The sequence below is a fragment of the Paenibacillus piri genome, assembly GCF_004354045.1.
Classification (GTDB): domain Bacteria; phylum Bacillota; class Bacilli; order Paenibacillales; family NBRC-103111; genus Paenibacillus_S; species Paenibacillus_S piri.
Genome location: NZ_SMRT01000004.1, coordinates 272,715 through 298,125, shown reverse-complemented (window position 1 = coordinate 298,125; position 25,411 = coordinate 272,715). Strand labels below are relative to the sequence as shown.

Genomic DNA, 25,411 nt, shown 5'->3' with positions numbered 1-25,411 from the left:
ATGTAATAGGTACCGATCTTAGAGAGTGGGGAAACCCACTCTTTACATTTTGTATATAGACATGAAAGCACTGGCTTTCATTGAAGATAGGAGGATAAATCGGGTTGAGTGCGCAAATAAAATCCGTAGTCGAGTCACTGCTTCAGCCTTACTTGGATGAAAACGGATTTGAGCTTGTCGATGTGGAGTATGTGAAAGAAGGCAGCAACTGGTTTTTGCGTGTGTATGTGGACAAGGAGGGCGGCATCGATATTGACGATTGCGGCCATATCAGCGAGTTTTTAAGCGAGCGGCTGGATGAGAAGGACCCGATTCCGACCGCCTATTTTTTGGAGGTTTCATCGCCAGGTGCGGAGCGCCCTCTGAAAAAAGTGCAGGATTACTATAAGGCGGTGGGCGAGCACGTATTTGTCACCACCTACGAGCCGGTCGACGGCCTGAAGGAATTTGAGGGCAGGCTTGTTTCGTTTGACGAAGAAACGGTCGGGATCGAGATCGGCAAAAAGAAGCATGCCATTCCATTTAACAAAGTAGCCGGCGCAAGACTGGCTATCGTTTTTTAATTTACAAACGACCAAAGTGGATTTTATGAGAGGGGGAACTCCGTTCAAATGAATATGGATTTTATTGAAGCACTGTCGGAAATTGAAAGGGAGAAAGGGATCGCCAAAGAAGTGTTGATCGATGCGATTGAAGCCGCGCTGATTTCGAGCTACAAGCGCAATTTCAACACGGCTCAGAACGTTCGTGTCGACATTAACCGTCACACCGGACTGATCAAGGTTTATGCGCGCAAGACGGTGGTGGACGATGTATTGGATCCGCGCCTTGAAATTTCGCTGGACGCTTCGCGCGAAATCAACGCCAACTACCAATTGAACGATATCGTCGAGATTGAAGTGACGCCTCGCGATTTCGGGCGGATCGCGGCGCAAACGGCGAAGCAGGTCGTGACACAGCGCATTCGCGAAGCGGAGCGCGGACTAATCTACAACGCATTCGTCGACAAGGAAGAAGATATCGTGACCGGTATCGTTCAGCGTCAGGATGTGCGCAACATTTATATCGATTTAGGGAAGATCGAAGCGGCGCTGCCGTTGACCGAGCTGATGCCGACGGACAAATTTAAACAAGGAGACCGGGTCAAGGCGTACATCACGAAAGTGGAAAATACGACCAAGGGTCCGCAAATTATTTTGTCGCGTACGCATCCGGGCTTGCTGAAGCGGCTGTTTGAGCTGGAAGTGCCGGAAATTTTCGACGGTGTCGTTGAAATCCGGTCCGTCGCCAGAGAAGCCGGCTTCCGTTCCAAAATTGCCGTCTATTCCCGCAACCCCGAGGTCGATCCGGTCGGCTCATGCGTAGGACCGAAAGGGATGCGCGTGCAAACGATCGTGGGCGAGCTGAAAGGCGAGAAAATCGATATTGTGCGCTGGATCGATCAGGTCGACGTATACGTGGCGAATGCGCTAAGCCCTTCCAAGGTGCTGGAAGTAAATGTGTTTGAAGCCGAGAAAATGGCGCGGGTGATCGTGCCCGATTACCAGCTTTCCCTGGCGATTGGAATCAAGGGACAGAACGCCCGGTTGGCCGCCAAGCTGACCGGCTGGAAGATCGATATTAAAAGCGAGACGCAGGCTGAGCAGGAATACGGCCGTCCCAGGACATATACCGAAGAAATGCATCAGGATTCGATCAGTATCGATTGACTTCGGGCAGCCTGAGCAGGTAGTGGGCGACGACCTATTCGCTGTGCGATTGCGTTGCACCGGAGGTGATCACGGATGAAACAAAGAAAAATCCCGCTTCGTAAATGCGTGGCATGCCAGCAAATGATGCCGAAAAGAGAATTGATCCGTGTCGTCAAAACGCCGAATGACGAGATGCTGATCGATTTGACCGGCAAAAAAGCGGGGCGCGGCGCTTATCTGTGCGGCAAGCTGTCCTGCTTCAGGCTGGCGAAAAAGAGCAAGGCGCTCGACCGCGCCTTAAAGCAGCCGGTAAGCCCGGACATCTATGACGCTTTGGAGCAAGATTTTATAAAAGTGGAAGATGAATTTATTGCCGGCAAGGAAGCGGCGGTGGATGATGAAAAATAATTTTTATAATAACCTGGGCATGGCTATGCGGGCGGGCAAGCTGATTACCGGCGAAGAGTCCGTTATCGACGCCGTGCGCAGAGGCGAGGCGAAGCTGGTGATCGTGGCGACTGACGCTGCGTTGAATACAAGCAAAAAAGTAGGAGATAAATGCAGCACTTATCAGGTTCCCCTACATCAGTACGGCAGCCGTGAACAGTTGGGAGCAAGCATCGGCAAGGAATCGAGGGTCGTGATTGCGGTCACCGATTCGGGGTTTGCGAAAATGCTGAAGAAAAGTCTGGAAAATCGTACGGAGGTGGACAGTATTGAGTAAACAAGACAACAGTAAAGATAAACTAAGAGTCTACGAATACGCGAAGTCCTTAAATATGAGCAGCAAAGAGATTATTACGATATTAAAAAGGCTGGGCATCCCGGTTAACAATCATATGAGCGTAATGGAGAACGATACGGTGGATAGTGTAGAGAAATTTTTTAAAGATGTTAAAGCCAACGCGGCGGCCAAGCGCAGCGGCAGTGAGAGCGGAAGCTCCAACAGCGCGGTAAGCACGGTGGCCAAGGAAGCCGCAGGGCAAGCGAAACCGGAGGCGGAGAAGCCTGCGCAAGCGGCTGCGCCGAGACCGGCAGGCTCGCAGCAGAGCCATGCATCCGGCGGCGGTCAAGGCCAGCAAAGGTCCGGTCATGACCGGCAGCATGGCGGTCAAGGCGGAGGCAACCGCGGGCAGCAGGATCAGTTCCGCAGGCCGCAAGGTCAAGGCACGCAGCAGCGCAGCGGAAGCGGCTATCAGGGCGGCGGCCAAGGCGGGTACCAGCAGCGCAGCGGTCAAGGCGGCCAAGGAGGCCAAGGCGGGCAGCCGCGCAGCGGCCAAGGAGGTCAAGGCGGCCAACAGCGCAGCGGTCAGGGCGGCCAAGGCGGCTATCAGGGCGGCGGACAAAATCGTCCCGGCGGGTATAACCAAGGTCAAGCCAACCGCGGGGGCGGCCAAGGCGGAAGCGGAAGCCGTCCCGGCGATCAAAGATCGGGCCGTCCGCAAGGTCAGGGCTCATTCGAGCGCAAGCCGTTCGAGCAACGAAACAACGGCGGTTCCAACACGTTTAATAAGTCGGTAGGCGTGAATCCTAGACCTAATGCGGCGGCAGAAAACGATCAAGATACCGCAGCTGCAGCCAGCGGCAAAACGACGAAGAAAACGAAACCGAACGAAAAACGGTTCGACGACAACAAGTTCAGCTCATCCAGAGGGATGCAGAACAATAGAAACAACAACAGAGGCAACAACAGAGGCAATCAAAGAGGCCGATACCAGCAGGAGCCGGTTAAAAAAGAAAAAATCGACAATACGCCTAAAAAAATTATTGTGCGCGGCACGATGACCGTTGGCGAAACGGCGAAGGCGCTGCATAAAGACGCTTCCGAAGTAATCAAGAAGCTGCTGTTCCTCGGTGTTATGGCCACGATCAACCAGGAGCTCGATCTCGATGCGATCCAGCTGTTGGCCGGCGATTACAATGTCGAGGTCGAATTGAAAATTCCGGTCGAGGAAGACAAGTTCGAGCAGTTCGAAGAGAAGGACGAAGATGAGGATTTGCTGGAACGTCCGCCGGTCGTTACCATTATGGGTCACGTTGACCACGGTAAAACGACGCTGTTGGACGCAATCCGCAAAACGAACGTAACCGAAGGCGAAGCGGGGGGAATTACCCAGCATATCGGCGCATATCAGGTTGAAGTGCATAACAAAAAGATTACGTTCCTGGATACGCCGGGCCACGAAGCGTTTACTTCGATGCGTGCCCGCGGCGCGCAGGTAACGGATATTACGATTATCGTGGTGGCGGCGGACGACGGCGTTATGCCGCAAACCGTCGAGGCGATCAATCACGCGAAAGCTGCCAAGGTGCCGATTATCGTAGCCGTGAACAAGGTCGATAAAGAAGGCGCCGATCCGGACAGAATCAAACAGGCACTTACCGAGTACGAATTGGTTCCCGAGGAATGGGGCGGCGATACGATATTCTGCAACATTTCCGCCAAACAGCGGATCGGGCTTGAAAACCTGCTCGATATGATTCTGCTTGTCGCGGAAGTACAGGAATTTAAGGCGAATCCGAATAAACGCGCCAGAGGTACGGTGATCGAGGCCGAGCTGGACAAAGGTAAAGGGCCGGTTGCCCGTATTCTGATTCAGCACGGTACGCTGAAGGTCGGCGACAGCTTCGTTGCGGGCGTATGCTTCGGCCGCGTGCGCGCAATGATGAACGACAAGGGCAAAAAGCTTAAGGAAGCGGGGCCTTCCACTCCGGTCGAAATTACCGGTTTGACCGAGGTGCCGCAGGCTGGAGATCCGTTCATTTGCTTCGAGGATGAGCGCAAGGCCAGAGCGATTGCCGAAAAACGCGCCGTCACATTGCGCGAATCGGAGATGGGCGCGAACGTGCGCGTCACGCTCGACGATTTGTATAAGCATATCAAAGACGGGGAAATCAAAGACTTGAACGTAATCATTAAAGGCGACGTTCAAGGTTCGGTAGAAGCACTGCGCGGTTCCTTGGAAAAAATTGACATTGAAGGCGTGCGCGTTAAAATATTGCATCACGGCGTAGGAGCGATAACGGAATCCGACGTTATCCTGGCTTCCGCTTCCAACGCGATCGTGATCGGCTTTAACGTCCGTCCCGAGCCGCAAGCGAAAAATACGGCAGAACAGGAAAAAGTGGACATCCGTCTGCACAGCATCATTTACAAAGTGATCGAGGAAATCGAACATGCGATGAAAGGGATGCTGGATCCGGTTTACAAAGAGAAAGTCATCGGTCAGGCGGAGGTTCGGAACATTTTCAAAGTTTCCAAAATCGGGGTTATCGCCGGATGCATGGTTACCTCCGGGAAAATCGCACGGAACGCCCAAATGCGCCTGATCCGCGAAGGTATCGTTGTGTTCGAGGGCAATATCGACTCGCTGAAGCGGTTCAAGGATGACGCGAAGGAAGTAGCGCAAGGCTACGAGTGCGGTATATCTCTGGATAAATTCAACGATATTAAAGAGGGCGACATCATTGAAGCCTTCATTATGGAAACTGTTGAGAGGTGATCTGAATGGCGCGAGTTCGCGTAGGTAGAGTGGGCGAGCAGATTAAGAAAGAACTGAGCCAAATTATTCAGTCGGAGCTGAAAGACCCGCGAATCGGATTTATTACCGTTACCGGTGTCGACGTTACGAATGATCTGTCGCAGGCGAAAATTTTCCTTAGTGTGATGGGAACGGACGAGCAGAAGGAAGAAACGCTAAAAGCGCTCGGCCGCGGCAGCGGATTTATCCGCTCGGAGTTGGGCAAACGCATCCGGCTGCGCAAAGTGCCGGAGCTGCTATTTCATTTCGACGCCTCCATCGACTATGGTACGAAAATCGAACGCCTGCTGGATCAGGTGAACCGGGAGAACGCCGAGCTATGACGTTCACCGCTCATTCCGATGCTTATGCAGTCGAGCTTGAGCAAGCGGCTCAGTTTATCCGCAACAACGATGATTTCCTGGTCGTGTCCCACATCCAGCCGGATGGGGACGCCGCCGGGTCCACATTTGCGGCCGCGTGGATTCTAAACGCTCTCGGCAAACGGTTTACATTGATTAATGAAGGACCTATGCCGGATAAGTATATGTATATGGCAGATGGTCGGCTTACTATATTGAACTATACGGATATGCCCGATTCCCTGCCTTCCTTCCGCACCGTTATCAGTGTGGATTGCGCGGATTTTTCCAGAATCGGAGCCGTCAACAAGCTGTTTGCCGAAAAGGCCAGACTGCTCAATATCGACCATCATGCGACCAACGACAGGTTCGGCGACGCTAATCTGGTGGTAGCGGAGGCGGCGGCAACGGTGGAAGTGCTGTACGATCTGGCCGTTCATATGGCCGTTCCTTTTACCCATGAGTTGAACGTCTGTATTTACTCCGGTTTGCTGACCGACACAGGCGGCTTTCGCTATGCGAATACATCCGCCAAGGTGATGCATATCGCCGCAGACCTGTTGAAGCGCGGGGTCAAAGGCCACGAGCTGGCCGAGCGCTTACTGGAAAAGCTGTCTTATCCGCAGGTTTCGATCATAAAGCTCAGCTTGAACACGCTCGCTTTTGCGCATCGCAATCAAGTCGCCTGGCTGTCGGTGTCGATGGACGATTTAGCCGCCAGCGGCGCGTCAAGCGACGATTTGGACGGACTGGTCAATTATCCGCGCAATGTTGAAGGCGTCGAGGTGGGCCTGTTGTTTAAACAAAGAGAAGCCGGCTTGGTCAAGGTCAGTCTTCGTTCCGCCGGAAAAGTGGATGTGTCGCGAGTCGCCCAAGCTTTTGGCGGAGGCGGTCATGTGCGCGCTGCCGGCTGTGCAGTGCGCGGCACGCTGGAGCAGGCGATTCAACAGGTCGTCGAGGAAGTAGGTAAAGCATTGGCATGACACAACATTCGTATGAAGGCATTCTCCCTGTCTGGAAGCCTAAGGGCTTTACATCCCACGATGTCGTAGCCAAGGTGCGGCGCATCCTTCGGATGAAACGGATCGGTCATACCGGCACGCTGGATCCGGAAGTAACGGGCGTGCTGCCGTTATGTCTCGGACGAGCTACGCGCCTCGTGGAATATATTCAGGAGCTCCCCAAAGCTTATGAGGCTACGCTGCAGCTCGGTATCGCCACGGATACCGAAGATGCGGGGGGACAAATAATCGCGCGGGTGAACGACATTCATCCAACGCCTGAGCAGGTAGAGAAAGCCATATCTTCCTTTGTTGGCGAAATCGAGCAGGTGCCGCCGATGTATTCGGCCGTTAAAGTCGAAGGCAAACGTTTGTACGAGCTGGCGCGGCAGGGGATTGAGGTCGAGCGGAAGGCGAGAAAGGTGACGATTCACCGAATCGATATCCTCCGCATGGAGCTGGATCTGGCTTTTCCGGAAATCCGCTTCCGCGTCCTGTGCTCGAAGGGCACTTATATCCGTACGCTATGCGTCGATATCGGCAAATCGTTGGGGGTTCCCGCCGTCATGTCGGAGCTGGTGCGTACTACGACCGGAAGCATCGGTCCCGAGCAATGCTTGACGCTCGAACAGATTGAAGAAGCGCAGCTGGCGGGGACGTTAGCGGACAAGCTGGTTCCTCCCGAGCGAGCGCTGGCCCACTTGCCTTCGATCGATTTGAACGAGGAGCAGGCCCGCAGAGCACTTCTGGGTCAGAAGCTTCCGTTTGCGCCATCGGAGGAACAAAAGCGGCTGATTCATGATCAATTATGCACTGCGTATTCTCCAAGCAATCAATTTATCGGAATTTTTCAATGGGAGCCCAGCCGCTCGGAGCTTCAACCGGTCAAAGTGTTCTCTTAGCAGGCTGTCGTCCAAAGAATTGTAGGTGAACATAGAATTCATGCAATCGCTAGAGCTAATATACCCGATCGCCCGGCAAACGAATCTTTCGGCCATGGTGCCTCAAGTGATCGCAATCGGGGATTTTGACGGAGTCCATCTGGGCCATCAGGAAGTGATCCGGCGGGCAATTCAAACAGCCGGGGAGCTTGGTATCCCCGCTTCGATCATGACCTTCAACCCGCATCCGCGGGAAGTGCTGGGACAATGCAAATATATAAAGCTCCTGACTCCGGTCGAGCAGAAAAAAAGGCTGATGGCCGAATTGGGCGTTAATAATACGTATATTGTCTCATTCAATCAACAGCTGATGATGCTGACGCCGGCGGAGTTCGTCGAAAACGTGCTGGTGCCGATGAAGGTGAACACGGTCATCGTCGGCTTCGATTTCAGGTTCGGCTACCGCGGAGCGGGAGACCCGGATACGTTATGCGAATTGGCGCAGGGGCGGTTTGCCGTCGAAGTGATTCGGCCGTTCCACCAAAGCGGCAGCAAAGTCAGCAGCACGCGGGTGCGCGATCATCTGCTGTCCGGCGAGCTGGAACAGGCGAACGCCCTGCTGGGCCGTCCTTATTCATTGAACGGGATTGTCGTCACCGGAGACGGCAGAGGCAAGACGATCGGATTTCCGACGGCGAACATCGATGTACAGGATCCGTTCTTAATCCCTGCGATAGGGGTGTATGCGGTACGGGTGTCCGTTCAGGGCCATCTGTACGACGGTGTAATGAATGTGGGGAAAAAACCGACCTTTGAAACGGAATTGGAGCAGCCGACGCTGGAAGCGCATCTGTTCGATTTTTCCGAAACGATTTACGGCGAAACCGTATCGGTGGAATTTATCCGCTACCTTCGCGCCGAGCGCAAATTTTCCGGCGTGCAGGAGCTCGTTGCGCAAATTCACCGCGATGCCGACGAGGCCCGATCGATTTTGCAAGCAATGCAGAAATAATTTATCGTACTATGATTTTACTTTTCTTACCGGACTATGGTATACTGAACAACGTTGTCGGTGAAATGCCGGCATCCGAACCAAAGCATGGGGAATCGACGCTCCGACGATCTCTGGGCTTTTGGGGATAACTTATTATTATGGAGGGATTTACAATGGCATTGACACAAGAACGTAAACAAGAACTGATCCAAACGCACAGAACGCATGAATCCGATACAGGATCACCGGAAGTGCAAGTCGCGATTCTTACCGAGAACATCGTGAACCTGACCGACCATCTGAAGACTCACAAGAAGGATCATCATTCCCGCCGCGGTCTTTTGAAAATGGTAGGCCAACGCCGCAAGCTGTTAACTTATTTGAAAAACAAAGACGTCAGCCGTTACAGCGCCTTGATCGCCAAGCTGGGACTGCGTCGTTAATAGGATTAGCTGCAAAAGAGCAACCATGGTTGTCTGTCGTTCGGGTCCGCTGGGCTCGACGGCACATAACGCGGTTGCTTTTTCGGTTGTACAGAAAGTATAAGTTGCTATACTTTGCTTCGCACAACCTTGACAAACGCGCCTGTCCTCTAAGGACGGCGGACCTGTATATCCTGGTATGTATAATTTCATCGTTTCTGGAATCGAGAGATTTATTTCCTATAAAGAAGGAAATACTAGGCAGTATGCAGAACTGATATGTAGATCATTGCTCGCTTACATTGATTTTAGGAATGCTTAGCACAAGGGTTCCTTAAAGATAACAATCAGGAGGTTTTTATGGAAAACAGAGTTCAGATGGATTTAGGCGGACGCCCGTTTATTCTTGAAACAGGGCGTTTGGCCAAGCAAGCGAACGGAGCGGTCACTGCCCGCTACGGCGATACTGTAGTGCTATGTACCGTAACCGCATCACCGGGTCCGAAAGACCTCGATTTCTTTCCGCTGACCGTTAATTATGAAGAGCGTCTATACTCGGTAGGGAAAATTCCCGGAGGCTTTATTAAGCGCGAAGGGCGTCCCAGCGAAAAAGCGATTTTGGCGAGCCGTTTGACCGACCGCCCGATTCGCCCATTGTTTCCGGAAGGCTTCCGCAACGATGTTCAGGTCGTCGCGATCGTCATGAGCGTAGATCAGGAATGCTCGCCGGAGATTGCCGCAATGATCGGAGTTTCGGCAGCGCTGAGCATCTCGGACGTACCGTTCAACGGACCGGTCGGAGGCGTTATTGTGGGCCGCGTAGACGGTCAATTCGTAGTTAATCCGACGCTGGAGCAGGCGGATAAGAGCGATATTCATCTTGTTGTGGCGGGTACGAAAGATGCCATCATGATGGTGGAAGCCGGCGCTGACGAAGTTCCGGAAGAGGTTATGCTTGAGGCAATCATGTTCGGACATGACGAGATCAGGAAAATTGTCGCCATTCAGGAACAGCTCGTCCAAGAGGTCGGCAGGCCTAAAATGGAAGTTATTTTACATAGCGTTGATGAAGAGGTAAGCCGCGCCGTCCGTGCGTATGCTCAAGAGCGTTTGGTCGAAGCGGTGAAAATCGCTGAAAAGCATGCCCGCCAGGATGCGATCGATGCGGCTAATGAGGAAACGGTCGAATATTTCAAAGAAATATATGCCGAAACGCCGGAAAAGCTGGCCGATGTAAAAGAAACGCTGTACGATATCGTCAAGGAAGAAGTGCGCCGTCTCATCACTCATGATAAAGTTAGACCGGATGGCCGCGGCTTGGACGAAATTCGTCCGATTGAATGCGATATTACGCTGCTGCCGCGCACGCATGGCTCCGGATTGTTCACCCGCGGCCAGACGCAGGCATTAAGCGTTTGTACGCTGGGAGCGTTGGGTGACGTTCAAATATTGGACGGGATCGATTTGGAAGAGACCAAACGGTTCATGCATCATTACAACTTCCCGCCGTTCAGTGTCGGTGAAGCGAGACCATTGCGTCCTCCGGGCCGCCGCGAGATCGGTCACGGCGCATTGGGCGAACGCGCATTGGAGCCGGTAATACCGTCGGAGACCGACTTCCCTTACACGATCCGCCTCGTATCCGAGGTGTTGGAATCGAACGGCTCCACTTCCCAGGCAAGCATTTGCGCCAGCACACTGGCGATGATGGATGCGGGGGTTCCGATTAAAGCGCCGGTTGCCGGGGTTGCCATGGGGCTAATCAAGGACGGCGAGCATTTCTCCATTTTGACCGATATTCAAGGCATGGAAGACCATTTGGGCGATATGGATTTTAAAGTGGCAGGAACCGCTGCCGGCGTCACCGCCTTGCAAATGGACATCAAAATTGACGGAATCGACCGTGCTATCTTGACGCAGGCGCTCGAGCAGGCGAAAAAAGGCCGGATGCATATCCTCGGAAAAATGATGGAGCGCATCCAGGAGCCGAAGTCGCAGCTGTCGCCCTATGCGCCAAAAATTATTACGATGCATATCAATCCGGACAAAATCCGCGACGTCATTGGTGCCGGCGGCAAAATTATCAACAAAATCATCGAGGAAACAGGCGTGAAAATCGATATCGAGCAGGATGGCCGCGTTTTTATCGCTTCCTCCAATCAGGAGATGAACGAAAAGGCGCGTCAAATTATCGAAGGTATCGTGAAGGAAGTTGTAGTTGGCGAAACGTATCTCGGTACGGTCAAACGGGTTGAGAAATTCGGCGCGTTCGTCGAAATTTTACCCGGCAAGGAAGGATTGGTCCATATATCGCAGCTCTCCACCGAGCGCGTAGCGAAAGTGGAGGACGTGGTAGCGGTAGGCGATACGATTACGGTCAAAGTAACCGAGATCGACCAGCAGGGCCGTGTGAATTTGTCCCGCAAAGCCGTCCTGACTGCTCAGGTGCCGGCGCAATAATACCGGTCCGACACCGGCCTGACGAATTATCGGGCCGGCAGCGCGCTAATAGGCCAACTTCATATGGAAGCAAAGACAAAGAGCCAGAGCATTTCTGTCTCTTTTTGTTTTTACCTAGGAATTTATTCGCAGCTCCGGGGGGCTCCCCCAAAAGTAAGATCAAGAGCTGCTTAACTCCTGATGAAACCCAGCGAACACGGGTTAGCGGAAAATGCTTCAGAGCTTCGCGTCACTTTTGGGTGGCCAGGTTTTGGTCTAATCTTGTCCCTCGGTGCATATTTATGGGACATACGATTCTATCGACAGGAGTAGGCTTATGAAACATGTTCATGTTCAGGTAGTTGTCATGACCTGTTTGTTTATTTCCGTGATGCTGCTGCTGCAAAATTCGGACAGCTTGAAGTCCTTCGTTCGGCATGCGGAGCAGCAATCGGCTCATGCTGCGGAATCCGGGCCGTTTCATTTGGACTCTCCATCCACGGCTGCAGCCGCAAACACGGAGTGGGGGAGGCGTCAGCATGACCGGGCGGTCCAGCTTCAGGAGCAAATCAGGCAGGAAGCGGAGAAGCGCAGAATCGCCCCCGTCAACGCCCGCCTGGATAAAGTCTGGAAAGCGATTCCGGGCTATAATGGGGTCGAGGTTGACGTAGAGAAGTCGTTGGCCCTCACCCTGGAGAAGCAAACGCCGGGTCAACTGCATTTGATCATGAAAGAGATACCCCCGGCTATCAATTTGGAACAGTTGGGCTCGCATCCGATTTACAAGGGCAATCCGGCAAAACCGATGGTCTCATTAATGATCAATGTGGCATGGGGAAACGAGTATTTACCCAAAATATTGTCCGTATTGGAAAAAGAAAACGTACACGCCACCTTCTTTTTCGATGGAAGCTGGTTGAAGAAAAATATCCCGACCGCCCAGGACATCAAAAATAAAGGCCATGAGATGTCCAATCATGCCTATTCCCATAAAAATATGAGCACATTGTCGCGCGACCAGACCTATTCCGAAATTTTTAAGACGCAGCAGCTGCTGGACAAGGAGCTCGGCGTCAATAACGGACTGTTTGCTCCGCCGTCCGGCGACTTTAACCAGACAACCGTCGATATCGCGCGAGAACTGAAGCTGAAAACGATCCTGTGGACATTGGACACATTGGACTGGCAAAAACCGGCGCCCGCCACCATTGTCCGTAAAATAGAAATGCGGGTGGAGCCGGGTTCGCTCATTTTGATGCATCCGACGGCATCCTCGAGCGAAGCGCTGGAGTCCATGATTCAGGCGATCAAAAGGAAAGGGCTGTCGTTGGGGACGGTTAGCGAGCTTATTTCCACAAACCGGGTGCCCGAAGTTGAGTCTGCTGAGCAATAATGGTAATATTAATAAGGCTTTACACATAAATCGTCGATATGAAATTTTCGAGACTTTCCGAGGAGGCTCCTTTCATTGAATAAATATACCTTGAACAATGGGCTGCGGGTCATCGTGGAACCTATTCCGACTTGCCGCTCCGTATCCTTCGGGATTTGGGTGAAAACCGGCTCCCGTAACGAAAGCAAGGACATTAACGGCATTTCGCATTTTATCGAGCACATGCTGTTCAAGGGGACGGATCAATATTCCGCCAAAGATATAGCAGAATTGTTCGACGGCATTGGCGGCAATGTCAACGCGTTTACGTCGAAGGAATACACTTGCTATTATGCCAAAGTGTTGGATGAGCATTTGCCGATCGCAGTCGAAGCGCTGGCGGATATGTTTTTCCGTTCCACCTTCGATCCGGCCGAGCTGGAGAAAGAAAAGAACGTCATCTTCGAAGAAATTTCGATGTATGAGGATACACCGGATGACATGGTGCACGATCTGATCGCCAAGGCGGCTTTTGAGGACCATTCGCTGGGCTATACCATTATCGGCACCGAACAAAACTTGTCGGCGATGAACGCTAATGCGCTGCGTCAATATATGAAGGAACAATATTCGGTGGATCATACGGTCATCGCCATTGCGGGCAATGTGGACGATTCGATTATCGAGCTGATGGAACATCATTTCGGCGGCTTTCAAAATAAAGGCTCCGAGCATTCGTTTTCCGCGCCGCCATTTGCCGGAAATTTGGAATATCATCAGAAAAAAACGGAGCAAAATCATATCTGTATTTCGCTGCCGGGCCTTTCGGCCAAGGACGACCGGCTGTACGCCATGGTTTTGCTGAATAATGCGATCGGCGGGGGAATGAGCTCGCGGTTGTTTCAGGAAATCAGAGAAAAGCGCGGTATGGCTTATTCTGTGTACTCGTACCATACTTCCTACCAGGATGGCGGGATGTTTACGATTTATACGGGCACCGCGCCGAAGCAGACGGCTGACGTCTTGAAGGTGACGATGGAGATGATGCATGAGCTCAAGACGGAAGGCTTGTCCGAATCGGAGCTGAAAAAAGGCAAGGAGCAGATGAAGGGCAGTCTCATCCTGAGTCTGGAAAGCACGAGCAGCCGAATGAACCGGCTCGGTAAAAACGAGCTTATGCTCGGTCGGCATTACAGCCTTGACGAAATTATCGAGCGCATAGAGCGTGTCCAGCTTGAACATATTCGGGAATTGACGAACGAAATGCTTTCATCCCCGTTTGCAATGGCGATGGTCGGGCAAAAGGACGATGTGATTGACGGCTTCAGGAGGGATCAACTTGTATAATGTGCAAATCAAGCGGCTGCCCGGCAATGAGGACATCCAGCTGCCGCAAAAAATGTCGCTACTGGCCAGCGGCTTCGACCTTTATGCGGCCGTCGGCGAGCCGGTTCGGCTGGATCCGGGCCAGCGGGTGCTGATTCCGACGGGCTTCGCCCTGGCGATGCCGCCGGAGCTGGAAGCCCAGGTCCGGCCGCGCAGCGGGTTGGCGCTGAAGCATGGCATTACCGCGTTAAATTCGCCGGGGACGATCGATGCCGATTATCGCGGCGAGGTCAAGGTGCTGCTCATTAACCATGGCACCGAATCGTTTGCCATCGAGCGGAATGAGCGAATCGCGCAAATGGTGTTTCAGGTGGTGCCGCGGGTGCAGCTGGCGGAAGTGGAAGAGCTTGCGGACACGGACCGCGGCGCCGGAGGCTTCGGCCATACGGGCACCAAATGAAGTAATTGAAATCATAGCGGAATGTTGCATTTTTCCGGCCGGCTTCGGCTGACCGGGAAAATGCTTTTTTATAATGATAGAAAGTATAAGTTTTCAGCGGAGCTGAAGCTTTCTATCATTGCAAGAAAACCTACATTTAAATCGCGGTCGCTCATCTTGGATAGGCCTCGATAGAGGTTTTTTTATTTGGGCAGGAATTTAGGGAGCTTCGCCGCTCTCCCGGCATCAGCCCTTTCTATGCGTTACAGTAACCCATCCTTGGGCGCGAGCATAAGATGAGTTATCGAAAGCAACTAGAAAGAGGTGAGAATGAATGCTTACAGGATTTCAAGTGACTCTGATTGGCGGTGATGCCCGGCAGCTTGAGGTGATCTATAAATGCTCGGAGCTGGATGCTTCCGTTATACTGATCGGGTTCGACAACCTGCAAAATCAATTTAGCGGTATTACGAGAGCGACACTTAGCCCGGAGACTCTTGAGGGGACGGATGCAGTCATTTTGCCGGCGGTCGGAACGGACGATGAAGGCTACGTGGAAAGCATCTTCACCGCATCCGAACTGCGCTTGACGGAGGAGCATATTCAGGCGCTGCCTAAGCATTGCAAAATTTTTACGGGTATGGCAAAGCCATATCTGCGTAATTTGTGTACCAAGCATTCGATTCAACTCATCGAACTGTTTGATCGTGACGATGTTGCGATTTATAACTCCATACCGACTGCCGAGGGCGCGCTGATGATGGCAATCCAGAATACGGATTTCACGATTCACGGCTCCCAATCGATGGTGCTCGGGTTCGGCAGAACGGGAATTACAGTGGCGCGCAGTCTGCAAGGACTCGGCGCAAACGTGAAGGTAGGCGTGAACAAGCCGGAGTACTACGCACGTGCTTGGGAGATGGGGTTTACGCCGTTTTACACGTCGGATTTGTACGCTCAGGTGGCGAATATTGACTTGCTTTTTAACACAATTCCGTCTATGATAGTCACAGCACAAATTATTGCCAATATTCCTCACCGTGCAGTGATCATTGACTTGGCTTCCAAACCCGGAGGAACGGATTTCCGTTTTGCCGAACGCAGAGGCATCAAAGCAATGCTCGCTCCGGGACTCCCTGGAATTGTTGCGCCGAAAACAGCCGGTCGCATCATCGCCGATACCTTGAGCGGCATCATTCTTGATGATCTAGCACAGAGGAGGAGTACGGAATGAATTGGCAGGGTAGAACAGTAGGCTTTGCTTTAACGGGTTCGCATTGTACGTTTGAAGAGGTCATGCCTCAAATACAGCGTTTTGTCGATGCCGGAGCCCGCGTGGTTCCGATCGTTTCTTATACGATACTTACAACGGATACCCGCTTCGGCACATCGGAAAATTGGCAGAAGCAGCTGAGAGACATTACGGGGAGTGATATCATTTCCTCCATCGTCGACGCGGAGCCGCTGGGCCCGTCCAAGCTGCTGGATGTGCTGGTCATTGCGCCATGTACGGGAAATACGACAAGCAAGCTTGCGAACGCGATGACCGAGAGTCCTGTATTGATGGCGGCCAAAGCCCAAATGCGCAACCAGCGTCCGCTTGTACTGGCGATTTCCACGAATGACGGACTTGGCCTGAATGCCATGAACATCAGCAAGCTGCTAATAACCAAAAACATATACTTTGTTCCGTTCGGTCAAGATGCGCCTACGGCGAAGCCGAATTCGTTGGTCGCCCGTATGGACCTGATCTTGGAAACCTGCGAGTCGGCGCTTCAAGGGAAGCAGCTTCAACCGATGGTTATCGAGCGGTTCAATTACTAAATAATGAATTTGCACAGGGGAGAGACGAACGAATGTCGAATCAAAAATTATTTAACGTTGCTGTCGTAGGAGCAACAGGTGCAGTAGGAGAACAAATTTTACGTTTGTTGGAAGAACGCAACTTCCCGATTCAACAACTGAAATTGCTGTCTTCGGCACGCTCTGCGGGCAGCAAGCTGCAATTTATAGGACAGGAAATGACAGTCGAAACGGCTACTCCTGACAGCTTCCAGGGAGTCGACATCGCCTTATTCAGCGCGGGCGGCAGCGTGAGTCTGGAATTGATTCCGCATGCGGTCCGGCACGGCGCCGTTTGTATCGATAACACAAGCGCATATCGGATGGATCCGGAAACGCCGCTTGTCGTTCCAGAGGTAAATATCGATAAAATCAGCGAGCATAGAGGCGTTATCGCGAATCCGAACTGCTCGACCATTCAGATGGTTGCAGCGTTGAAGCCGCTGTATGACCGTTACGGCATTTCGCGCATTATCGTGTCCACCTATCAGGCGGTTTCCGGTGCAGGAGCCCGCGCCATTGACGAGATGCTTCGACAATCCCGCGAAGTGTTGGCCGGCAACGACGCAGAACCGCAAATTTTGCCTGTCGGATCGCTTCCGGTCAAGCATCAGATTGCGTTCAACGCTATTCCTCAAATTGACAAATTTATGGATAACGGCTTTACTTATGAAGAGATCAAAATGATCAACGAAACAAAAAAAATTATGAGCGACGATTCGCTTGAAGTGACCGCTACTTGTGTCCGCATTCCTGTCGTATACGGACATTCGGAGTCGGTTTATGTCGAATTGAAGCAGGACTTTGACGTTGAGGAAGCTAAACAGCTGATCGCCGACGCACCGGGCATCGTTCTTCAAGATAACCCGGCCGAGCAGGTGTACCCATTGGCGACGGAAGCGGCAGGCAAGCTGGACACTTATGTAGGCCGCGTACGCCGTGACCTAAGCAATCCGCGCGCGCTTAATATGTGGATCGTTTCCGATAACCTGCTGAAAGGCGCAGCATGGAACGCCGTACAAATCGCGGAATATATCGCAATCGAACAAAAGTAACAACCGCTGCCGGCTTCCCCTATAAGGAAGCCCGGCTTTGTTTCCTGAATCAACCTTGATAAACGCGGCCGCCCTTAAGAACGGCGAAGCCGTTTATTATGGAACTGCTTATTGAACGAAGGCTTTCTGATGAAAGTTCTTCAAGGGGGACCTCATGAACATTCTCGTGCAGAAATTCGGAGGCACGTCCCTTTCCACTGTCGAAGCCAGAGCTCATGTCATCGAACACATTCAAGACGCATTGGCGCTAAACTACAAGCTAGTCGTTGTCGTATCCGCTATGGGAAGAAAAGGCGAGCCCTATGCTACTGATACGCTGCTTGATTTGATTCGCAACAACGGCAATCAATTGCCGCCAAGAGAGAAAGATATGCTGTTGTGCTGCGGAGAGCTGATTTCGGCCGCTACGCTGTGCAGCCTGCTCGGTTCGAACGGCATACAAGCTGCCGTACTGACAGGCGCGCAGGCGGGAATAACGACGAACGATGAGTACGGCAACGCTCAAATTATGTCTATCCAACCGCAGCGAATTGTCGATTTATTAGAGCAAGGAAACGTTGTCATTGTTGCCGGTTTTCAGGGACAGACGTCGCACGGCGATTTGACAACCCTGGGACGGGGCGGGAGCGATACATCGGCCACTGCTTTAGGCGCCGCGTTACAGGCCGAAATGGTCGATATTTTCACGGATGTGGACGGCATCTTAACGGCTGATCCGCGAATTGTGTCGGATGCCAAACGACTGCCTGTCGTTTCGTATATGGAAATATGCAATATGGCTCATTATGGAGCCAAAGTGATTCATCCGCGCGCCGTTGAAGTCGCAATGAACGCGTTGATTCCGATTCGGGTCCGCTCTACTTTCAGCAAGGATCCGGGAACGCTCGTCACGATGGCGGATACGACGTACGACAGCAATGAATCAATTCAAGACCGGATTGTAACCGGGATTGCCAATTTCGACAAGATCACGCAAATTCGGGTTAATGCCGGGGAAGGCGTATACGATCTGCAGCTGAAAGTATTCAAGGCGATGGCCCAGAACCATATCAGCGTCGATTTTATTAACGTGAATCCTTCCGGCGTCGTGTATACCGTATTCGACGATGAGGCGCAAAAGGCAATCCGTATTTTAAACGAACTTGGCTATAAACCGCTCACAGCTTCGCAATGCGCGAAAGTTTCCATTATCGGCGGAGGCATGAATGGAGTGCCCGGGATTATGGCGCAAATTGTCGAAGCTTTGACGGAGGAAGATATAAATATATTGCAGTCGGCGGATTCCAATACTACGATTTGGGTTCTTATTCAAGGACAAGATATGGCGAAGGCGGTCCGTGCGCTGCACAAAAAGTTTCAACTGCACAGTTAATCGATTATGCAAGGCTATATATAATGTAGGAGGAGTTTGTCGTGGAATTCGGAAGACTGATTGCGGCCATGGTTACGCCTTTTGATGCTAATTTGCAAGTGGACTGGGATCAAGTGGGCAAGCTGATGGATTATTTAATTGATGAGCAGGCCAACGACAGCTTGGTCATATGCGGTACGACGGGCGAATCGCCGACGCTGACGGAGGAGGAGAAGCTGAAGCTGTTCGCTTACGCGGTCAAGCATGCCAACGGCCGCTGCAAAATTATTGCCGGTACGGGAAGCTACGATACTGCTCATTCGATTCATTTGTCCAAAGAGGCGGAGAAGCTCGGCGTGGACGCGCTGCTGCTTGTGGCGCCTTACTACAACCGGCCGTCACAGGAAGGATTGTACCAGCATTACAAGGCAGTGGCGGAATCGGTATCGATTCCATGCATTTTGTATAATGTGCCCAGCCGCACAGGCGTGAACATCAATGCGGACACGACGATCCGCTTGTCGCATCTGCCCAATATCGTCGCAACCAAAGATTGTGCGGATCTTGGCCAGCTGACGCAAATTGTTAACGGAGCGGCCGAAGGCTTCCGGGTTTACAGCGGGGAAGACAACATGACGCTGCCGGTGTTGGCCATCGGCGGTTACGGCATCGTAAGCGTAGCCAGTCATGTGATTGGAAAAGATATGAAAAATATGATAAACTGTTATTTACAAGGCAATGTTCGTGAAGCGGCACAAATTCATGCAAAACTTCATCCTGTGTTTAAAGGATTGTTTGAATGCCCTCATCGTGTTCCGAATCCTACAGCCGTTAAGTATGCTTTGAATGCACGAGGCGTACGGGTAGGCGGATTGCGAATGCCTTTAATGAATGCAACCGAAGAAGAAGGACGATTCATAGCATCCTTGTTTGAATGAGTTTACTCAAAATCGGTGCTTTCAACAGCATCGGTTTTATTTTTTAGTTGTTAAAAATTGCTTCGCGCAACCTTGACAAACGCGCTCGTCCCTATAGAACGGCGGAGCCGTTTATTTTTAGAGGAACAACCCCTATCAAGGCGGACAAACTTGTGTTTGTAGTTTTTAATCAGGTATAATGGTGGCAAGTGACTGGTGCGGTTTTAGTATAGGTTTTGGCTTTGGCTTCATACAAAAATTCGTCGTCAATTTTAAAATAGGAGGTATTTTTCATTGTCTAAGAAAAATATAGAAAAACTTTCGATTTTTGCCCTGGGCGGCGTGGGTGAAATCGGAAAAAATATGTACGTTGTGCAATACGGCAACGATATTGTAGTTATTGATTGCGGTTTAAAATTTCCTGAAGAGGACATGCTCGGAATTGACATTGTCATACCGGATATCGCTTATTTAACGGAGAACCGGGATAAAGTAAGAGGTATTATTATTACACACGGCCACGAGGACCATATTGGCGGTCTTCCGTATGTATTGAAATTTTTGAATGTTCCGGTGTACGGAACGAAGCTTACGCTTGGCTTGATCGAAACGAAGCTTAAAGAAGCTAATTTGCTGGGCGATACAAAACGAATCTTAATTTCATCGGAGTCGGAATTGACGCTTGGCTGCATGACGGCTACGTTCTTCAAGACCAACCACAGTATCCCTGATTCGGTAGGCGTATGCCTCGAAACGCCGGAAGGCAATGTGGTCCACACGGGTGACTTCAAGTTCGACCAAACGCCCGTGAACGATCAATATGCAGATTTGCACCGGATGGCGGCAATCGGCAGCAAAGGCGTGCTGGCGCTGTTGTCGGACAGCACGAACGCAGAGCGTCCCGGATATACGGGCTCCGAGAAAAGCGTCGGCGTAGAGATCGAGGAAGTGTTCCGGAAGGCGAAGCAGCGGGTCATAATAGCAACCTTCGCATCGAATATTCATCGTATTCAGCAGGTCATCGAAGCGGCGGAAGCGACCCGCAGAAAATTGGTCGTCGTCGGACGGAGCATGGTCAATGTTGTAACGATTGCTAGCGAGCTCGGTTATCTGCACATACCTGACGGTATGCTGATCGAGCCGGAGGAAGTCAATAAGCTGGCTGCCGATCGGGTAGCCATCTTATCGACGGGCAGCCAAGGCGAGCCGATGTCGGCTCTTACCAGAATGGCTAGATCGACGCACCGCAAGGTAGATATACTGCCGGGCGATACGGTGATCATCGCAGCGACGCCGATTCCGGGCAACGAACGCTATGTCGGAAGAACCGTTGACGAGCTGATGCGAATCGGTGCGCATGTCATTTACGGACCGGGCTCGGTTACCGGCGTTCACGTATCCGGACACGGCAGCCAGGAAGAATTGAAGCTGATGCTGAATATGATGAAGCCGAAATATTTCATCCCTATTCACGGCGAGTATCGGATGCTTCGTCAACACGGCCTGCTGGCCGAATCCGTTGGCATCGCCAAGGAAGACATTTTTATCGTCGATAACGGCGATACGGTAGAATTCCAGGACGGCGTTGCGCGGCGCGGCTCGAAGGTCACGGCAGGCAACATATTGATAGACGGTTTGGGCGTGGGCGATGTCGGCAATATCGTGCTTCGTGACCGTAAACTGTTGTCTCAGGACGGCATACTGGTCGTTGTCGTTACATTGAGCAAGGAAGACGGAACGATCCTGTCCGGTCCCGATATTATTTCCAGAGGTTTTGTGTACGTCAGAGAATCGGAAGGCTTGCTGGATGAAGCGAACCGGATTGTTTCCAATACGTTGAACAGGTTGATGAACGAGAATGTAAACGAATGGGCATCGTTAAAAACCCATGTTAAAGATGCACTTGGACGATTTTTATATGAACAAACCAAAAGAAGACCTATGATCCTTCCAATCATTATGGAAGTTTGATCCAAAACCACCAGTCGACAACTTGAAACCTTAATCAATAGCAAATGTCAATGAACCGGCATTTCGAAGGAAGAACCGCCTAAGAGAGCGTTTACCGCTGCTCGGGGCGGTTTTTTTGGTTGATGCTCGTCTCCTGAGAACGGCTAAGCCGTTTATCCTTGTATGATTTCGGGATGTCGATACATACTAGGGGTGATGTCAAAAATGGAGGATCAGGGGGATATACGATGAACAATTACAGGCAGCAGGAGCCTCAACCGAATCAGCCGGGACCAATTGGACCGGGGGGGCCGGGGGTGGACGAAAGCAAAAGAAGCGCCGTGGTCGACAGTATACAACAGCTGGGCCAGACGAATGTCCCGGTAAACGAATCCAATATTTTTTGCATGACGATTATTGGACAGGTGGAGGGGCATATGGTGCTGCCTCCGCAAAATAAAACGACCAAATACGAGCATTTGATTCCGCAGCTTGTCGCTGCAGAGCAAAATCCGAAAATCGAAGGTGTTTTTATTATTTTGAACACGGTTGGCGGCGATGTGGAAGCGGGACTCGCTATCGCCGAGATGATCGCGACCCTGTCCAAGCCTACGGTAACTCTTGTTTTGGGCGGGGGACATTCGATTGGTGTGCCGATCGCGGTCTCTTCGGATTTTTCCATTATCGCCGAAACGGCTACCATGACGATTCATCCGATCCGGTTAAACGGGCTTGTGATCGGGGTACCGCAAACGTTCGAGTATTTGGATAAAATGCAGGAGCGGGTTCTCCGTTTTATAATGAGCCATTCCCGGATAACCGAAGAAAAACTGAAGGAACTCATGTTCAAAACCGGTGAATTGACCCGCGATATCGGAACGACGGTTATCGGTGTGGATGCGGTCAAGTTTGGCCTGATCGATGCGATCGGCGGTGTAGGCGAAGCCATTCGCGAATTGAACCGGCGCATGGAAGAACGGAGAAATGCGGCAGCGGGAGGCTTTGTCCAATGATTCACTATACGGTTTTGCCGTTGGAAGTTGTGCTGGAAGGAATCGAGCAAATGGAAGATACAAGCATCCAGCTAACCGTAAACGGGATTACGATGCAGGTACAGCCGATCAACGCAACGCAGGCGTCCATCATCCGAATTACAAGCTGCAACCCGCAGCATTACTTGAATCCGCAGTACAGCCCCGGACGAATTATCGAGTTTCAACCGGTTATCTAGTCCAAAGGTCACTCCTTGGCTTATCCCCAAAGTATGGTATAATTTGATATTGGGGGTGAGCCGTTTGGCCAGGCCAAAAAGGAAAGGTAAAGCAATCCGAACAAATTTGAAATACGAATTATACGGCATAGTCATTTTAACCCTATCGATCATTGCTTTATCGAGAGAAGGACCGGTAGCCCGCGCTCTAACCTATTTGTTCCGCTTTGTATTGGGCGCCTGGGATTTCATTATACCGCTTATCTTCATCTATGTCGGTCTGTATGTCATGGTAAAGCGGCAGTGGCCTATATGGAGAACGTCCCGTAAAGCAGGCGTCCTGTTGATGCTCTTATCGCTCTTGATCATGAGCCATATCAGCTTATTCGAGCAGCTATATCCGAAAGGCAAGTTTACAGCCGGCATGATCATGAGCCAGTCGTGGAACAGTATGGTCGACGGGCTGCAGGCATCCGATAAAGGAAAAATAATCCTTGCGAATGAGGTAGGCGGGGGCATGCTGGGCGCCTCCTTGTACGGAATTTTATATGCGCTTTTTGTGAATATTGGAGCGAAGCTGATACAATATACGCTGTTTATAATCGGGTTTATTTTGCTGACGGGTCTGTCCATCGTCGATGTAATGGAAAAGCTGAGAGGAAGCCGCTCCTTTTCCAATACATTGCTGGCCCAGTACATACGGCGCAAAATACTGGAACGCCGAAACCGGAAGCCGGCCGCGGCGATGAAGAAGAAAGCGGCCCCGCTTCCGTACATTCCGGATGAGGATGAATTTGATGAAGAGACGTTGAAGCCTGAGCGCAAAGAGAAGAAAGCCGGAAAGAAACGTTCGGTCTTCTTTGACTTGCTGCAGCCCAACAAAGCGCAAAAGAGCGATGGGGAAGGCGAGCTTGATCCAAACGATCCGGATGATGAACGGGATCCGGCTTATTTCGATGAGCAAGAGGAGCAGAAAACCGCATATGTACGCAATGCCGACCCTGATCCTTTGATTCCTGTCATTCGCGACTTTCAAGAGCATGTTCAGAAGGAATCGTCCTCTTCCGATCTGCAATCGCCGCATACTGCGCTTGCGACGAATGCGGCGGCAGCTCCCGCAACGGCCGCCGGCGGCCCGGACGAACCTGCGGCGGAGGAAGATTTCACGATCAACAACAAGCCGGTCTCCATACCGTACGAGCTGCCGTCGCTTCAATTATTGGCCAAGCCGAACTTAGGCAAGGGAGCCGACAGCCTGGATTACAAGGCGGTAGCGCGCAAGCTGGAGGCTACGCTTGAAAGCTTTGGCGTCAGAGCGAAAGTGCTGGAGGTCGTGCGCGGTCCATCGGTAACCCGGTACGAAATTCAGCCGGATGTCGGCGTCAAGGTTAGCCGGATCGTCAGCCTGACTGACGATATCGCACTCGCGCTGGCCGCCAAGGATATCCGGATGGAAGCTCCGATACCGGGGAAATCGGCTATCGGCATCGAGGTGCCGAATACGGAGGTTTCGATTGTCACGATGCGCGAGGTGATGGAAAGCGGCGCATTTCAGGAATCCAGCTCGAAGCTTTCAATTACGTTCGGCCGCGACATTTCCGGTCAGCCGATCGTAGGTAACTTGGCGCGTATGCCGCATATGCTCGTTGCCGGCGCTACGGGTTCCGGCAAGTCGGTTTGCATTAACGGTATTATTACAAGCATCTTGTATAAGGCGAAGCCGGACGAGGTCAAATTCCTGATGATTGACCCCAAAATGGTCGAGTTGAACGTATACAACGGCATCCCGCATTTGCTGGCACCGGTCGTTACCGATCCGAGAAGAGCTTCCTTGGCGTTGAAGAAGGTCGTCCTGGAGATGGAGAAGCGATACGAGCTGTTCTCCAAGAGCGGGACGCGCAATATTGAGGGCTATAACACGATGCTGGTGGATACGCAGACTGGCACGCCGCTTCCCTATATTGTCGTCATTGTTGACGAGTTGGCGGATCTGATGATGGTTGCGGCGAACGATGTAGAGGATGCAATCTGTCGTTTGGCTCAAATGGCCCGGGCTGCCGGCATCCATTTGATTATCGCCACACAGCGGCCTTCGGTTGACGTTATTACCGGCGTTATCAAAGCGAACATTCCATCGCGTATTGCTTTCGGGGTATCGTCGCAGGTCGATTCGCGCACCATACTCGATATGGCCGGGGCGGAGAAGCTGCTGGGACGGGGAGATATGCTCTATTTGCCTATGGGAGCTTCGAAACCGATCCGGGTGCAGGGCGCTTTTTTGTCGGACAACGAAGTCGAAACGGTCGTAGGTTTTGTCAGGACGCAAGGACAAGCCAATTATGTAGAGGATATGGTCCCGCAAATCGAGGAGCAAGGGGAAGTCCCGGATCAGATGGAGGACGAATTGTACGATCAGGCCGTACAAATTATTCTCGAAGCCAAGCAGGCTTCCGTTTCATTGCTGCAGCGGCGTATGCGTGTCGGATACACAAGAGCCGCAAGGCTGATCGATTCCATGGAAGCCAAAGGGATCGTCGGACCGTACGAAGGAAGCAAGCCGCGGGAGGTACTGGTTTCTTTGGAGCAATATCAAGGCCGATTGAGTTCTTAAATATTTCGCGTACCGCTTCTTTTCGGG

Annotated in this window: 23 protein-coding genes; all 23 read left to right on the top strand. The window is 51.8% G+C overall.

The genetic code is table 11. From position 1 onward, the window contains the following. The first annotated feature begins 104 nt into the window (after positions 1-104). A complete protein-coding gene (gene rimP / locus E1757_RS11865) occupies positions 105-563 on the top strand; it encodes a ribosome maturation factor RimP (RefSeq protein WP_133228042.1) in 459 nt (152 codons plus the stop codon). Positions 564-611: 48 nt separating this feature from the next. Next, positions 612-1,709 (top strand): transcription termination factor NusA, encoded by a 1,098-nt coding sequence (nusA, locus tag E1757_RS11860; protein WP_133228040.1) that lies wholly within the window; start codon positions 612-614, stop codon positions 1,707-1,709. Between the two features lie 75 nt (positions 1,710-1,784). Next, the gene (gene rnpM, locus E1757_RS11855; RefSeq protein WP_133228038.1) at positions 1,785-2,099 is read left to right on the top strand and encodes an RNase P modulator RnpM; all 315 of its coding nucleotides are present in this window, start codon (positions 1,785-1,787) and stop codon (positions 2,097-2,099) included. Continuing rightward, complete coding sequence (locus E1757_RS11850; protein WP_133228036.1) at positions 2,086-2,415, top strand: YlxQ family RNA-binding protein; 330 nt, start codon at positions 2,086-2,088, stop codon at positions 2,413-2,415. The genes rnpM and E1757_RS11850 overlap by 14 nt, the downstream gene beginning before the upstream one ends. After that, entirely contained in the window at positions 2,408-5,194 is a 2,787-nt protein-coding gene (infB, locus tag E1757_RS11845; protein ID WP_133228034.1) for a translation initiation factor IF-2, read from the top strand. Before E1757_RS11850 ends, infB begins: the two co-directional genes overlap by 8 nt. A gap of 5 nt (positions 5,195-5,199) precedes the next feature. Further along, positions 5,200-5,556 (top strand): 30S ribosome-binding factor RbfA, encoded by a 357-nt coding sequence (rbfA, locus tag E1757_RS11840; protein WP_133228032.1) that lies wholly within the window; start codon positions 5,200-5,202, stop codon positions 5,554-5,556. After that, positions 5,553-6,557 (top strand): DHH family phosphoesterase, encoded by a 1,005-nt coding sequence (locus E1757_RS11835; protein WP_133228030.1) that lies wholly within the window; start codon positions 5,553-5,555, stop codon positions 6,555-6,557. Before rbfA ends, E1757_RS11835 begins: the two co-directional genes overlap by 4 nt. After that, positions 6,554-7,477, top strand: coding sequence for a tRNA pseudouridine(55) synthase TruB (truB, locus tag E1757_RS11830; RefSeq protein ID WP_133228028.1), 924 nt, complete (start codon positions 6,554-6,556; stop codon positions 7,475-7,477). The genes E1757_RS11835 and truB overlap by 4 nt, the downstream gene beginning before the upstream one ends. A gap of 40 nt (positions 7,478-7,517) precedes the next feature. Continuing rightward, positions 7,518-8,468: a bifunctional riboflavin kinase/FAD synthetase gene (locus E1757_RS11825; protein WP_133228026.1), complete on the top strand. Its 951-nt coding sequence runs from the start codon at positions 7,518-7,520 to the stop codon at positions 8,466-8,468. Positions 8,469-8,623: 155 nt separating this feature from the next. After that, a complete protein-coding gene (gene rpsO, locus E1757_RS11820) occupies positions 8,624-8,893 on the top strand; it encodes a 30S ribosomal protein S15 (protein ID WP_133228024.1) in 270 nt (89 codons plus the stop codon). A gap of 339 nt (positions 8,894-9,232) precedes the next feature. Continuing rightward, the gene (gene pnp, locus E1757_RS11815; RefSeq protein ID WP_133228022.1) at positions 9,233-11,332 is read left to right on the top strand and encodes a polyribonucleotide nucleotidyltransferase; all 2,100 of its coding nucleotides are present in this window, start codon (positions 9,233-9,235) and stop codon (positions 11,330-11,332) included. Positions 11,333-11,648: 316 nt separating this feature from the next. Then, a complete protein-coding gene (locus E1757_RS11810; protein ID WP_246079155.1) occupies positions 11,649-12,704 on the top strand; it encodes a polysaccharide deacetylase family protein in 1,056 nt (351 codons plus the stop codon). Positions 12,705-12,779: 75 nt separating this feature from the next. Then, on the top strand, positions 12,780-14,030 hold the full coding sequence (locus E1757_RS11805; RefSeq protein WP_133228020.1) for a M16 family metallopeptidase: 1,251 nt from the start codon (positions 12,780-12,782) through the stop codon (positions 14,028-14,030). Further along, positions 14,023-14,469, top strand: coding sequence for a dUTP diphosphatase (gene dut / locus E1757_RS11800; RefSeq protein WP_133228018.1), 447 nt, complete (start codon positions 14,023-14,025; stop codon positions 14,467-14,469). The genes E1757_RS11805 and dut overlap by 8 nt, the downstream gene beginning before the upstream one ends. Positions 14,470-14,782: 313 nt before the next feature. Beyond that, positions 14,783-15,682 (top strand): dipicolinate synthase subunit DpsA, encoded by a 900-nt coding sequence (gene dpsA / locus E1757_RS11795; protein WP_133228016.1) that lies wholly within the window; start codon positions 14,783-14,785, stop codon positions 15,680-15,682. Beyond that, the gene (locus tag E1757_RS11790; RefSeq protein WP_133228014.1) at positions 15,679-16,272 is read left to right on the top strand and encodes a dipicolinate synthase subunit B; all 594 of its coding nucleotides are present in this window, start codon (positions 15,679-15,681) and stop codon (positions 16,270-16,272) included. Before dpsA ends, E1757_RS11790 begins: the two co-directional genes overlap by 4 nt. Positions 16,273-16,304: 32 nt before the next feature. Beyond that, on the top strand, positions 16,305-17,345 hold the full coding sequence (locus E1757_RS11785) for an aspartate-semialdehyde dehydrogenase (protein ID WP_133228012.1): 1,041 nt from the start codon (positions 16,305-16,307) through the stop codon (positions 17,343-17,345). Positions 17,346-17,499: 154 nt separating this feature from the next. Next, complete coding sequence (gene dapG, locus E1757_RS11780) at positions 17,500-18,717, top strand: aspartate kinase (protein WP_133228010.1); 1,218 nt, start codon at positions 17,500-17,502, stop codon at positions 18,715-18,717. 41 nt (positions 18,718-18,758) lie between these two features. Beyond that, entirely contained in the window at positions 18,759-19,634 is an 876-nt protein-coding gene (gene dapA, locus E1757_RS11775) for a 4-hydroxy-tetrahydrodipicolinate synthase (protein ID WP_133228009.1), read from the top strand. Between the two features lie 273 nt (positions 19,635-19,907). Next, on the top strand, positions 19,908-21,584 hold the full coding sequence (locus E1757_RS11770; RefSeq protein ID WP_133228007.1) for a ribonuclease J: 1,677 nt from the start codon (positions 19,908-19,910) through the stop codon (positions 21,582-21,584). Positions 21,585-21,811: 227 nt separating this feature from the next. Continuing rightward, a complete protein-coding gene (locus E1757_RS11765; protein ID WP_133228005.1) occupies positions 21,812-22,576 on the top strand; it encodes a ClpP family protease in 765 nt (254 codons plus the stop codon). Continuing rightward, positions 22,573-22,794 (top strand): YlzJ-like family protein, encoded by a 222-nt coding sequence (locus E1757_RS11760; RefSeq protein WP_133228003.1) that lies wholly within the window; start codon positions 22,573-22,575, stop codon positions 22,792-22,794. Before E1757_RS11765 ends, E1757_RS11760 begins: the two co-directional genes overlap by 4 nt. Positions 22,795-22,858: 64 nt before the next feature. Beyond that, the gene (locus tag E1757_RS11755) at positions 22,859-25,384 is read left to right on the top strand and encodes a DNA translocase FtsK (protein ID WP_133228001.1); all 2,526 of its coding nucleotides are present in this window, start codon (positions 22,859-22,861) and stop codon (positions 25,382-25,384) included. Positions 25,385-25,411 lie beyond the last annotated feature (27 nt).

Excerpts from the sequence above, each read along its gene's own strand:
- nusA (WP_133228040.1), top strand. The coding sequence starts at position 612 with ATGAATATGGATTTTATTGAAGCACTGTCGGAAATTGAAAGGGAGAAA.
- rnpM (WP_133228038.1), top strand. The coding sequence starts at position 1,785 with ATGAAACAAAGAAAAATCCCGCTTCGTAAATGCGTGGCATGCCAGCAA.
- E1757_RS11850 (WP_133228036.1), top strand. The coding sequence starts at position 2,086 with ATGATGAAAAATAATTTTTATAATAACCTGGGCATGGCTATGCGGGCG.
- rbfA (WP_133228032.1), top strand. The coding sequence starts at position 5,200 with ATGGCGCGAGTTCGCGTAGGTAGAGTGGGCGAGCAGATTAAGAAAGAA.
- E1757_RS11835 (WP_133228030.1), top strand. The coding sequence starts at position 5,553 with ATGACGTTCACCGCTCATTCCGATGCTTATGCAGTCGAGCTTGAGCAA.
- truB (WP_133228028.1), top strand. The coding sequence starts at position 6,554 with ATGACACAACATTCGTATGAAGGCATTCTCCCTGTCTGGAAGCCTAAG.
- E1757_RS11825 (WP_133228026.1), top strand. The coding sequence starts at position 7,518 with ATGCAATCGCTAGAGCTAATATACCCGATCGCCCGGCAAACGAATCTT.
- rpsO (WP_133228024.1), top strand. The coding sequence starts at position 8,624 with ATGGCATTGACACAAGAACGTAAACAAGAACTGATCCAAACGCACAGA.
- pnp (WP_133228022.1), top strand. The coding sequence starts at position 9,233 with ATGGAAAACAGAGTTCAGATGGATTTAGGCGGACGCCCGTTTATTCTT.
- E1757_RS11810 (WP_246079155.1), top strand. The coding sequence starts at position 11,649 with ATGAAACATGTTCATGTTCAGGTAGTTGTCATGACCTGTTTGTTTATT.
- dpsA (WP_133228016.1), top strand. The coding sequence starts at position 14,783 with ATGCTTACAGGATTTCAAGTGACTCTGATTGGCGGTGATGCCCGGCAG.
- E1757_RS11790 (WP_133228014.1), top strand. The coding sequence starts at position 15,679 with ATGAATTGGCAGGGTAGAACAGTAGGCTTTGCTTTAACGGGTTCGCAT.
- E1757_RS11785 (WP_133228012.1), top strand. The coding sequence starts at position 16,305 with ATGTCGAATCAAAAATTATTTAACGTTGCTGTCGTAGGAGCAACAGGT.
- dapG (WP_133228010.1), top strand. The coding sequence starts at position 17,500 with ATGAACATTCTCGTGCAGAAATTCGGAGGCACGTCCCTTTCCACTGTC.
- E1757_RS11765 (WP_133228005.1), top strand. The coding sequence starts at position 21,812 with ATGAACAATTACAGGCAGCAGGAGCCTCAACCGAATCAGCCGGGACCA.
- E1757_RS11760 (WP_133228003.1), top strand. The coding sequence starts at position 22,573 with ATGATTCACTATACGGTTTTGCCGTTGGAAGTTGTGCTGGAAGGAATC.